Origin of the sequence: Paenarthrobacter sp. PH39-S1 (assembly GCF_030063245.1) — a bacterium.
Classification (GTDB): Bacteria; Actinomycetota; Actinomycetes; order Actinomycetales; family Micrococcaceae; genus Arthrobacter_M.
Genome location: NZ_JASISR010000127.1, coordinates 1 through 622, shown reverse-complemented (window position 1 = coordinate 622; position 622 = coordinate 1). Strand labels below are relative to the sequence as shown.

Genomic DNA, 622 nt, shown 5'->3' with positions numbered 1-622 from the left:
AGATGAGGCTGACCACCTACTGCCTGACCGTGATGGTGGCACGAGACGACTCCGGCAACTCGGTGCCGGTTCCCCCTTGGGTTCCCGTTTCCGATGAGGACAAGCGTTTGCACGCCCATGCCCGGGATCTACTCGAAATCCGCGGCCGGGCGCCAGGAAACAGGCTCCCCAACCACCTGTTGCGGGCTGGAAGTCCGACGACGCCAGGCTAGAGCGTTGAGTCCGTTGCGTTTCGACGGCCGCCTCACCACCGCGCTCTGCCTCCCCCGCGCCCGCCGGCGGACGTGCACCGCGCCCAAAGCCGGACTGTCCGTGCGCAACGCGACCCGCCGCCGTCGTCCGCTCGGCAAGGAACCGCACTTCTCACCGGGCAAAGCAGGCTCGTCCGTTTACCGCTTAGCGTGTTCGAACAGTGGGGAGAGCAGGCGCGCCGTCACGGTATCCGACCCGGACGAGGAAAATCTCCGACAGTTCGGGCCCAGTTGGCCCATCGTTTTGGAGTGTTCCCGCTTTTGTGGACTCGAGATTAAGCCGCGAGTTCGTGAATTGATTTATAGCCTAACTCATATTCGAGCGGTGTCAAATAGCCGTTAGCTGAATGACGGCGCCGCGTGTTGTAATA

At 62.5% G+C, this 622-nt stretch carries 1 pseudogene; it reads left to right on the top strand.

From position 1 onward, the window contains the following. Positions 1-212: pseudogene (locus QMG52_RS21815) on the top strand (acyl-CoA thioesterase); the annotation flags it as partial. Positions 213-622: the final 410 nt, after the last annotated feature.